This is a genomic window from Luteimonas sp. A501 (genome assembly GCF_054052085.1).
Genome location: NZ_JBSVRI010000001.1, coordinates 1,400,614 through 1,407,719 on the forward strand (window position 1 = coordinate 1,400,614; position 7,106 = coordinate 1,407,719).

The following is a 7,106-nucleotide window of genomic DNA, read 5'->3' on the forward strand; positions in this document are numbered from 1 at the left end:
TCAGGCCGCTAAAGCATATGCCTCAGCGGGTGTCTTCATGTCCAGTGCCTGGTGCGGGCGCCGGTGGTTGTAGAACTGGATCCAGTCGCCGATCACCCGACTGGCGTGCTGCTGGCTTTTGAAGCGGTGTCGATGTGCGCACTGTTCCTTCAACGTGCGGATGACCCGCTCCACCATTCCGTTCTGCTGCGGGCAGTACGGGGTGATGAACTCCTGCTTCAAGCCGTAGCTGCGCACCAGTCGGGTGTCGTCGCGACTAGTGAACACCAGGCCGTTGTCGGAGCGCAGCAGGAACGGTGTTTGCACCCGTCCCAAGGTCCCGAACCGCGCGAGCAACGCCTGCTCCAGCGCGGCGGTTGCGGTGCTGGCCTTGCCGCTGCGCGACAGGTGCCAGCCAAGCAGTTGCCGGGTGTAGCAATCGATCACCAGGGCCAAGGTCAGCCAGTTGTCGCGGCCACCCCAGATCCGGCACAGGTCCGTCGCCCACCGCTCGTCAGGCGCTTGCGCGACCGACGGCAACGCCTGGATCCGTGGGCGGCATCCGACCGCCCGCTTCCTTACCTGCCAGCCCTTCAGCTGGAAGATTCGCTGCACCGTGTTCTTGTTCATGTCCAGCAGCGCCGCGACCGTCCGATAGCCGAACGATGGCTCTTCCTCAATCATCGCCTTGATCGGCTCGGCCAGCTCGGGCCGGATCTTCGGCGGCGCCTTCGTCGGGTGGTAGTACATGCTCCGTCGTGCCACCCCAAACCACCGGCACAGCTTCACCATCAAGACCTCAAAGCCTTCGTCCCGCAGTCCCTGCTGGATCGAGACCATCAGGTCTCGTCCTTGCCCAACAGGGACGCCAATTTTTTTCGAGCGCGCAACTCCAGCATGGCCTCACCGTAGGCTTCCTGCAGGTCCTTGAGCTGGGGCTCGTATTGATCACGAACGTCCTCGGGCTTGGCCCGCAGCGCGTTCTCCATGCCGCGCTTCCCCTCATCGACCCAGCTTTCGATCTCCGACCGGGTCAGGTCGAACTGGCGGCTGCCTCAGCTACTGTCGTCTTGCCCTGGATGATTTCCAGCACCAGCGCCGACTTCCGACGGGCCGTCCAACGCTTGATTTCCTCTTCCATCATCACGCTCATAGGTGTCTCCTTCGAAAAATAGCACCTGAGCAGGAATTCAGTGGGTCACTACACCCACAGCGCGCCTGGCCGGTCGGCGCGGAACTGCCGGTTAACCCGGTCCAACAGAAACGGGCGCGCCGGGTCGGCTATCGTCGTACGTACCGGCTTGCCGCGGACCACGCCACGCAGCCCCTTCTGCCGCATCACTTGTGGGCTACTGACCTCGCTCAAACCACGCGCCGACGGTCAGAATTAGGAACATGCTGCCGTATATCAGCGCCGAGAACGCTGCCGCGGCCAACCAACGACGCCTCAGGTGCGGAAGCCGGCCTTCCCAAGCCAAGCTTTCTTCCTCCGTCGGTGGACGCGTGCGGTACGGACTCTCGCCCTGCCATTGCATGGCTTCGCGCAACTCGGGCGGGTACTCCGGACGTGGCGCCGTCCGCTGTACCCACAACGCGCAGCGTTCGGTCCAGTAACTCACGCCTCCCCAGAACCACGTGTAGACCTTGTTGAAAATGCCCGGCTTCAGACGATGGTGTTCGTCGACCATGTCCTGCAGCAGCAACCGGTCCATGCGGGCGTGGTCGGCACGGGAATCGTCCAGTGGTGGCATTGGCTCGACCGATGGAAGGCCCTCCGGCGCTCCGTCCATGTACGTGCGAATGAACTCCCATACCTCTTCTGGGCGCTCGGCTGGAAACAGTGGTGGGGCCGGGTTTACCTGCTCGATGATCTTTCGCGCCCCCGGCGCCAGCTTCGCCAATCCCAGCATGAAAAATGTCGCCGATCCAGCCGTGGTGATGATGGCGGAGCGAAACACCGCCGGATGCAACTCGTCGTAATCGAGCACCATCCAGCCGCGCTTGCGGTCTACCCAACAGTAGAACTTTCGCGTTTTGCGGCTGAGAATCACTGGCGGCGGCAACGGCATCCGGGCAGAGCGCCACGCCCATACCAGAGGGCAAAGTATTACTAGCAATGCTACTCCTAGCATCACTAGACCTGGAACAATCTGATCACCACCTTCCTCGAATGACTCAATTAGAAACCCGGGAGTTCCGGGAACGAACATTAGTAAAGCCACAACCAAGAACCAAGACCCGTAAAAAACTCCCATCCCGCGATTCGAAACGCTGGCATGGGGGACGAACTCGAGATAGGCCGGACTAATGGTCTGCACTGCGCCATGTGCGTTTGGAAACAGCTCCGCCGGCTCGACGCCGCGTGGTAGAAGCAAGCCCCAACCGCCACCCTGCTCCGGGAATTCCTTCATTCCCAGCAGCAGGTCGCGCGCCGCCTTGCTCGCGCTTCTGCTCATCGGCGTGACGCCGGGAAACGCAGCATAGTTTCAAGTGCTGGAAGCTGGTGTCGGTCCGGCTTGTAGACCAGCTCCATGCCGAAATCGCCCACATCCACGTACCGTTCGCCATCGCCCAGCAGGCGCTCCACGAAATTCGCGATGCCGACCCCCATGCCGCCGCCGCTCCCCAACCGTCCCGTAACGTAGGCGGCGCCACTTTCGTCCACTTTGATGGTGGGTCTACCGCTACCGCCGTGAAACTCTCGATGCACTGTGGGACAGGCTGATGGGCAGTTTTCAGCTTCGCGGCTGAATGCGTTGACAGTCGTCATTCAAGGAGCAGCAGGTGACGGGAATCGCCCGAGGTGGTCGTTAAGCATCGCTTGCCACTCCGGAGGCAGGCTGTTTGCGTTCTGGCGGTACCACTCTGCGCACTGCGAAGGCGCCATGATCGCCACAAGGATAGCGTGCGATTTTTCCAGGAACTCGCCGAAGGGAGGAACCCGGTGCATCCAGAGCAGGTGGCTGTCGGTTGTCTGGAAGGCCTGATACATCCCGGCCATCCATTGGAGGTGGGGAAGGCAGGCTTCATGCGCGCCCGCTTGCCCCAGTGCGGAAAGAATGGTTGTGCGCAACTCCACAGGCGCCATGGCGTGTTCAGCGCTGTTTAGCGCATCCGCCTTCTCGAACCAAGCCTGGCCACGAAGCAATTCGCCCGCCATCACAGATGTGGACGCCAGCTGCAGAGCGTTGAACGCGCCGGGTTCGTGTTCGAATAGCGCGTAGTAGCTCTCGAATGCCTCGTGCCAGCACTCCAATCGGGACAGGCACAGCGCGCTCAACCGGTAGGCATCATTGCGGACGGCGGCATCCGGATGTTGGCAGTGGGGCCGGGCCATGGCGAGCGCCGCCGTGTAGTTGCCTGCCGCAAGTGCGGCAGCAGCGGCCTGCAGCTCCAACGGCATAGGTGCGTCGGCGACCGGCGGGGATTCGGTCCGCGCGTCGCGGGTGGTGCCGGCACATTCACGCAAGGCCTCGTAATCCTCAGCGCTGACTGCCCAAGAAGATGCAAGTTCGCTTTCCGTGCTTCTGATGCGACCGTCGCTGGAGCGCCGGTTGTCTACAAGGGCAAGGGTGATCCAGCGTGCGGCAGAATCGGATTCGACTTTCCGTCCTTCGATCCTCAGTGTTGTCCAGCCCGACGCGAGCATTCCGACAGTGTGGCCCGCGACCGGCTGGAGTTCGAGCAGCGGTGTGGCACCGTGCGCGCGAAGATGTTGCCGCAACGCGTCCGGATCCCCTCCGGGCCAGAGCATTTCAAGAGAGAAATCCTTGTCCGCCCAGCGTCCGGTCGCCTCACTGAAGGGCTCGTTGGCGATCTCCCCAGCGAGATATACAGGCCCCAACCCGAGGAAAATCGCCTCCAGGCCCAGGAGCAGCAGCGTGGGCACGAGCTCAGCGTAGTGATGCAGGATGCTTGGCGTTTCGATACCCGCAAGCCGGCCCGACACGGCTACCCACCACCATGGGAGTAGCAGCAACACCATCCACGCACCGGCGGCGAAGCGATTGAATCTGGACGAACGGCTTCTGGCACCGAGGAACAAGGCATATGCGACGACTACCATCAGCACCAGAAAGAACAGGTCGCACAGCACGATGGCCACGAAACTTCCGGTTTCGCCACGTGCCCAGAGATACAGCCCACCAACCAGCGCGGCCGAAAGCGGCCCCGCACAGAGAAGTACGAGAAAGCCGCGAGCGCCGATGCGACCGGAAGACACATAGCTGGGCAGATCGCTTTGGGGTGACTTCATGTCCTGATCCTGGAGGCTTCCTGCCATCGACATGGATTCTAACCCGCTGACGCGGCTGCCATGGCCCTGATCACGCTCCTCATGTCGCAAGGTGCAGGGCACAGGCTGCGGTAGGCCCGGCTGGCGCGCGACAGTCGCGCGGTCTATGCACGCCACGTGCCGCGCCAGACTTGGATACTGGCCTCGGCCGATGTCCGTTCGCCTGCTATTCCAGATCGACAGCTTCGACGCCGGCCATGGGCATGCTGGTGTAGTACCAGCCCAACACTTGAACCAGCTCACTGGAAACACCGGCCAGGCGCAATCCATCCGGCGTTCGCGCGACGGTGACGAACGGATAGACATCGCGTTCCAGCGTGCCGGCAGGTGGCAATGCATAGCCGCCCGCCAGCAGCGGGTCCGCCGACTGCTCCAGCGCGGGGATGCGCAGGTACCAGACCTCCGCGCACAAGCCGGCGAACTCCGCCTCGGGTTCTGGATAACGGCCACCGGAGCGGACGGGTGTCGCCGTCTCCAGCATCCGGGCGAACAACTCGCCGAGTTCGTACGTGTCCGCTTCACGCGGCTGGTTCAGCAGTTGCCATGGTCGGAGGAACAGCGCCACGATGAATTGCTGTGCCCGAGAATGGTTTGCAACGCTGCCGGCCAGAGCGGGCCACGGCATACCGAATGGCGCACTCTCCCGCTCCGGCAGCCCTGCCCTCCAGCGCAGCATCAGTGCCTTCAGGTCGGCGTCGGCTTGGTCCCGTTCGAATGCCGGCAAGGCCGCGCAAGCCGCTTGGGCGGCCCGCGCTTGCCAGTCCGCCGGCCGCGCGCCCAGCTTCTCCGCGGCCAGTTTCCAGTTGCCCTGTCCATCCGCACGCAGCAGCAGGGTACCGTTGAGCGACCTTTTCCTGGCTACGATCGTCACCTCGCGGACCGTTTCGCGCAAGGAAGGCAATCCCGTGCTTTCCGGCGACATCTGCAGGAAATCGTAATCCAGCGGCACCACCACATGGCCGTCGGTCTGCTGCAGCACGCCCAGTCGACCCTCCTTTTGCGCGATCCACAGGCCGGATGGCGCCTGATCGAAACCCACGAGCTGGTCGTACTCGACCGGAATCGGACAGCGCGCATCGGCCACGTCGATGCACAGGCCGGTCTTGCCGTCACGTTCGACCAGATAGATGCCTCCCCGGTCGATGCGATGCACTGCGTCGAACGGCGCTTCGAACAGCGGCTCGTCGTGCAGGTCCAGGAACCAGACCTGGCCGTCGCGCTCTACCTGGAAGAACGGCATCGCAGTCTTCGCACCATGCAGATCCACACCCTCCCAGCGCGGCTGCAGAATAATCTGGCCCGCCATGTCGATCACGCCGACCTTGCCGCCCGCGTTCGGCATACCGCCGGTCACCACCCGCATCCATCCGTGCGAGAAGCCGCCCAGCGTTTCGATGTAGTCCCATTCGGGCTGCACCACCAATCGGCCATCACGATCGATGACACCGGCCTTGCCTTGGCCTTTGTCGAAGATGATCGCCCTCATATCGCTCGACTGACGAACGCTCGTGTATTCGCCCGGCGCCACGACCAACCGTCCGTCGGCACCGATGACGCGCTCTGCATCGAGGATCAGCCGGTCTTCTCCCCAGCCCACTATTTCCGCATCGGATTCGGCGCCGGGCACTGGCCGGCCCCGCAGGTCGAACGCCTGGTAGCGCGGGCTGCCTGTGTTCTCGGGATTGGTCGCCAGTACGAACGCACCGCGCAGTACGATGTTTTCGTAACGCACCGGCAGCAGCAGGTGCTGGTCGGCAGGATCCATCAAACCTTCCCTGCCACCGAGCTTGACCACCCACGGGACTGCCTGCGCCAGCGACTGATCGATCATGTCGTACTTCAGGGGCACGCGCTCGCGTCCTTCCAGATCGATGACGCCGTAGCGATCGTCGCGCGCGACGATGTAGAACGCCGATTTCCGGGACCGGCCGATCTCGTCATACACCGCTGCCGCAACCAAGCGGCCGGTGTCGTCGATGATCCCATGGCGGCCCTCGCGGGTAAATTTCCAGTAGCTATCCATCCACATCACGTGCCGCACGCGATCGGCGATCTGCTTGCCGGTCTTCAGGTCGTACAGGTCCACCAAGTCCCCACGCTGTTCGACGTGAAACGGCGGCTCGGCGGCGAAGCAAGTAAAACCCGCCAGCATCAGCAACGCCAGGGAGAGCAGACGACTGGAAACGCATCCTGCACGCATCGGGGACTCCTTTCCGGAAGTGCGGATCAAACAACGGGGTCAGGTCCAAAAAAGCCGTGATGTGGGTCGAGCTTAACCGGCCTGCGGAAGATCATTTTCATGAATCTTCTGCTTCAAAACCCCAACCAGCCGCGGGCGATCCTCGGCGCTGATCGTGTCCAGGCGGAGCTTCAACTTCTTCTCCTTGCCTGCGTCCGATCCCCCTCTGTTCGGCTGCTAATATCCCACGAGCCTTGTCGCACGACAAGCAACCACTTTCAATCTGGTGACTTTGATGCGCTTGGATGCCGTTCGCACCGAATCAATCCCCATGCTCTTGATGCTTCTGTGCGGCCTGCTGCTTGCACCGCCGGCCGTCTCGCAATCCGGAATCGATGGGTACGAGAGGTTGAGCGAAGAGGAACTCAATGCGGCCGTTAAACGGCTGCAGGAGAATTTCAAAAATGACGTGCAAAAGGCCCGCAATGGCGAGTGCACGCCGGGAGTTTCCCGCGGTGGCAACCCCACCGACCGGTACTGCAAGACGATCTACGATGCCGACTTCGTGATCCAGGCCATCGACACCCCGTCCCCCACCCCGGATGTGTGGCGGCGATTGAACGAGTTGAGCTCCCAGTTTCCAGAGAAAACCGC

The 7,106-nt window shown here is 62.5% G+C and carries 6 protein-coding genes and 2 pseudogenes; 1 reads left to right on the forward strand and 7 read right to left on the reverse strand.

The window, feature by feature from the left end; all coding sequences use genetic code 11:
- The 7 genes and pseudogenes from ACW7G5_RS06365 to ACW7G5_RS06395 all read right to left on the reverse strand — a co-directional run bounded on the left by ACW7G5_RS06365 (window position 1) and on the right by ACW7G5_RS06395 (window position 6,473).
- Window positions 1-819, reverse strand: a complete 819-nt coding sequence (locus ACW7G5_RS06365; protein WP_457002765.1) for an IS3 family transposase — start codon at window positions 817-819, stop codon at window positions 1-3.
- A pseudogene (locus ACW7G5_RS06370) lies at window positions 819-1,132 on the reverse strand (DUF1153 domain-containing protein). The gene ACW7G5_RS06365 and the pseudogene ACW7G5_RS06370 overlap by 1 nt, the downstream one beginning before the upstream one ends.
- Before the next feature lie 51 nt (window positions 1,133-1,183).
- A pseudogene (locus ACW7G5_RS06375) lies at window positions 1,184-1,324 on the reverse strand (IS3 family transposase); the annotation flags it as partial.
- Between the two features lie 4 nt (window positions 1,325-1,328).
- Window positions 1,329-2,435 carry a DUF6708 domain-containing protein gene (locus ACW7G5_RS06380; protein WP_457002767.1) on the reverse strand — a complete coding sequence of 369 codons (1,107 nt, stop codon included), beginning with the start codon at window positions 2,433-2,435 and terminating at the stop codon, window positions 1,329-1,331.
- A complete protein-coding gene (locus ACW7G5_RS06385) occupies window positions 2,432-2,749 on the reverse strand; it encodes a hypothetical protein (RefSeq protein WP_457002769.1) in 318 nt (105 codons plus the stop codon). Before ACW7G5_RS06385 ends, ACW7G5_RS06380 begins: the two co-directional genes overlap by 4 nt.
- A complete protein-coding gene (locus ACW7G5_RS06390; RefSeq protein WP_457002771.1) occupies window positions 2,750-4,234 on the reverse strand; it encodes a hypothetical protein in 1,485 nt (494 codons plus the stop codon). It abuts the gene before it with no gap.
- A gap of 205 nt (window positions 4,235-4,439) precedes the next feature.
- The gene (locus tag ACW7G5_RS06395; protein ID WP_457002773.1) at window positions 4,440-6,473 is read right to left on the reverse strand and encodes a WG repeat-containing protein; all 2,034 of its coding nucleotides are present in this window, start codon (window positions 6,471-6,473) and stop codon (window positions 4,440-4,442) included.
- Between the two features lie 274 nt (window positions 6,474-6,747).
- On the opposite strand from ACW7G5_RS06395, the gene ACW7G5_RS06400 reads away from it, so the two are divergent.
- The coding region (locus tag ACW7G5_RS06400) for a hypothetical protein (protein ID WP_457002774.1) at window positions 6,748-7,106 on the forward strand (359 nt) is incomplete at its 3' end.